Raw genomic sequence first — 2,872 nt, forward strand, 5'->3', positions numbered from 1 at the left:
GTGGCCGGGCCGCCGGTCGTCCGCCGTCACCAGCAGCAGCCCGCGCGCCCGGCAGGTCCGGGCCACGGCCGCGAACAGCCGCCGTCGCTCCGCCGCCGGGGTCGCATGGTGACGGAACACCACGCCCGCGCCGCGCGGAAGCCGGGCGAGCGCGGCGAACAGCGCGTCGCCGAGCCGCTCGTCGGTCATCAGCCAGATGCTCGGGACGGGTTGGCGGGGATGCATCCTCGTTCCTATAGCGCGCGCATGACGAACGACCCACCGACTCCGCTTGCGGCCGTGCGCGAGCGGATCGCCGCCGCCGCCCGGCTCGCCCGCCGCGATCCCGCCGGCGTTACGCTGGTGGCGATCGGCAAGACGCATCCGGCCGAGGCGATGCGCCCGCTGCTCGATGCCGGCCAGCGCGCGTTCGGCGAGAACCGCGTGCAGGAAGCGGAGGGCAAGTGGCCGGCGCTTCGCGAGGACCATCCGGGCGTCGAGCTGCACCTGGTCGGTCAGCTCCAGTCGAACAAGGCGGAGGCGGCGGTGGCGTTGTTCGACGCGATCCATTCGGTCGACCGGCGCTCGCTCGTCGGGGCGATCGGACGGGCGGCGGTCAGGACCGGCCGCTCGCCGCGCTGCTTCGTGCAGGTGAACATAGGCGACGAGCCGCAGAAGGGCGGCTGCGCGCTTGCCGACCTGCCCGCGCTGCTGGACGACGCGCGGACCGCCGGGCTGGATGTCGCCGGGCTGATGGCGGTGCCGCCGGCGGGTGTCGAGGCGGCACCCTATTTCGCGCTGCTCGCAAGGCTCGCGCGCGACCACGGACTGACAGGGCTGAGCATGGGGATGTCTGACGATCTGGAGGCGGCGGTGATGCTGGGCGCCACGCATGTCCGCGTCGGCAGCGCGCTGTTCGGGAGCCGGGCATGAGCACCGACGCCCCGATGCGCGTCGGCCTCGACGCAGAGGGTCGAGGCGACCGTTCTTCGGGTCCGATCGCCTGCAGGTTCGACGCCCTCCTGTTCGACTTCGACGGCGTGCTGATCGAGAGCGAATATGCCGGCAACCGCCAGATCGCGGAGTATCTGACCGGCATCGGCCATCCGACCACGCCCGAGCGCGCGATGGACGATTTCATGGGGCTCGCCGGCGCGGATTTCCACGCCGCGCTGGAACGCCGGCTCGGCGGCCCGATCCCGGCCAGCTTCCACGCCGCGCGCGCGGTGGAGGACGAGCGCGCGATGCGCGAGGGCATCGGCGAGGTGGCGGGCGCGGCCTCCTTTGTCCGCGCGCTGCCGCCCGGCCTGCCGCGAGCGATCGTCTCGTCGAGTCGCACCGACTGGATCCGCCGCCACCTCGACCATATCGGCCTGGCCGACGCGTTCGGCGAGCACATCTATTCGGGGCGCGAGCACGTCGCGCGGGGCAAGCCGGCGCCCGACCTCTATCTGTATGGCGCGGCGCGGCTGGGGGTCGCGATCGGGCGGTGCGCGATCATCGAGGACTCGCCCGTCGGCGCGACCGGCGCGGTCGCGAGCGGCGGCCATGTCATCGGCCTGACGGCGGGGCGGCACTGCGGCCCTGCCTACGCGGATCGCCTGCGCACGATCGGCGTGGCGGCGGTGGCGGCCGATTTCGGGGAGGTCGCGGCGCTGATCGCATGAGAGGCGGGCCAGCCGCCATTGTCCGGGTTCCCGCCGTCGTGAGCGGGAGGCATGACGATCATCCCCGCCGGTCCCGCCATGCCGCCGCACCGCCGGCGACCAGGTCGTACGGGATCGCTGCCGCCTCGCGCAGCCGCATCCGCCAGAACGCGCGGCGGGTGCCGCGGCGGGGAAGCGGCAGCGCGGTGCAGCGCAGCCCCTGGAGCGCGAACAGCATCCGGACGCGGGGCTGATGATAGGAATCGGTGCACGACAGGACCGCTCCCAGCTTGTTCGAGCGCGCGAACCGGGTCGCGGCGCGCACCGTCTCCAGCGTGTCGCCGCTCGCCTCGTCGAGGTGCAGCCGGCTCGCCGAGACGCTGCCCGCCAGCATCCGGGCCATCACCGACGCCTCGGACGGGCCGTGCCGCCCAATCCCGCCCGACAGGAACAGCACCAGCCCGGGATCGCCCTGCGCCGCCGCGGCGGCATAGCCGATCCGCCGCGCCAGCGTCTCGCTGGGCGACCCGTCGGCGCGGACCGCCGCCCCGAACAGGACGAGAAGCCGGTTCAGAACTGGTGCCCCGTCCGGTCGCGCTTGGTGGCGAGATAGCGTTCGTTGTGCGGATTGGGCGGCAGGTGGTGCGGCACGCGCCCGACCACCTCGATCCCGGCGGCGGCGAGCTGCGCGACCTTGTCGGGATTGTTGGTCAGCAGCCGCACGCGCCTCTGGCCCAGCAGCTCCAGCATCCGCGCCGCCACGCGATAGTCGCGCGCATCGATCGCGAAGCCGAGCCGGGTGTTGGCATCCACCGTGTCGAACCCCTGGTCCTGCAGCGCATAGGCGCGCAGCTTGTTGACGAGGCCGATGCCGCGCCCCTCCTGGCGCAGGTACAGAAGCATGCCCCAGCCGGCCGCGGCGATCGCATCGATCGCGGCGCGCAATTGCGGTCCGCAGTCGCATTTGAGGCTGCCGAGCATGTCGCCCGTCAGGCATTCGGAGTGCAGCCGCACCAGCGGCGGAGCCCCATCGGGTTCACCGATCAGCAGCGCGACATGCTCGCCGGGCTGCTCGGGAGTGCGAAAGGCGACGATCTCGGCGCGTTCGGCGCCCGCCACCGGCAGGCGCGCGCGCACGGCGATCGCCAGTCGCGCGGCATCCTCGTACGTGTCGATCGCCGAGGGATCGATCGCGACGTCGCCCGCGCCGTCGCCCACGAAGAAGGCGGGCAGCACGCCGGCCAGCC

The 2,872-nt window shown here is 73.3% G+C and carries 4 protein-coding genes and 1 pseudogene; 2 read left to right on the forward strand and 3 right to left on the reverse strand.

The window, feature by feature from the left end; all coding sequences use genetic code 11:
- Window positions 1-225: pseudogene (locus HUU95_RS12880) on the reverse strand (thiamine phosphate synthase); the annotation flags it as partial.
- A 21-nt stretch (window positions 226-246) separates the two neighbouring features.
- On the opposite strand from HUU95_RS12880, the gene HUU95_RS12885 reads away from it, so the two are divergent.
- Both HUU95_RS12885 and HUU95_RS12890 read left to right on the forward strand, forming a co-directional pair.
- Complete coding sequence (locus tag HUU95_RS12885; RefSeq protein ID WP_174280468.1) at window positions 247-912, forward strand: YggS family pyridoxal phosphate-dependent enzyme; 666 nt, start codon at window positions 247-249, stop codon at window positions 910-912.
- 14 nt (window positions 913-926) lie between these two features.
- A complete protein-coding gene (locus HUU95_RS12890; protein WP_174280470.1) occupies window positions 927-1,646 on the forward strand; it encodes an HAD family hydrolase in 720 nt (239 codons plus the stop codon).
- 58 nt (window positions 1,647-1,704) lie between these two features.
- Here HUU95_RS12890 and HUU95_RS12895 read toward each other — a convergent pair whose 3' ends face one another.
- Both HUU95_RS12895 and ribA read right to left on the reverse strand, forming a co-directional pair.
- Window positions 1,705-2,199 carry a YdcF family protein gene (locus tag HUU95_RS12895; protein ID WP_254602793.1) on the reverse strand — a complete coding sequence of 165 codons (495 nt, stop codon included), beginning with the start codon at window positions 2,197-2,199 and terminating at the stop codon, window positions 1,705-1,707.
- Window positions 2,196-2,872: GTP cyclohydrolase II (gene ribA, locus HUU95_RS12900; protein ID WP_174280469.1), on the reverse strand; the 677-nt coding region annotated here is incomplete at its 5' end. The genes ribA and HUU95_RS12895, both read right to left, overlap by 4 nt.

The organism is Sphingomonas bacterium, assembly GCF_903643065.1.
Taxonomy (GTDB): Bacteria; Pseudomonadota; Alphaproteobacteria; order Sphingomonadales; family Sphingomonadaceae; genus Sphingomonas.

Bases quoted from the DNA above. Each gene is read 5' to 3' on its own strand.
- HUU95_RS12885 (WP_174280468.1), top strand. From the start codon at position 247: ATGACGAACGACCCACCGACTCCGCTTGCGGCCGTGCGCGAGCGGATC.
- HUU95_RS12890 (WP_174280470.1), top strand. From the start codon at position 927: ATGCGCGTCGGCCTCGACGCAGAGGGTCGAGGCGACCGTTCTTCGGGT.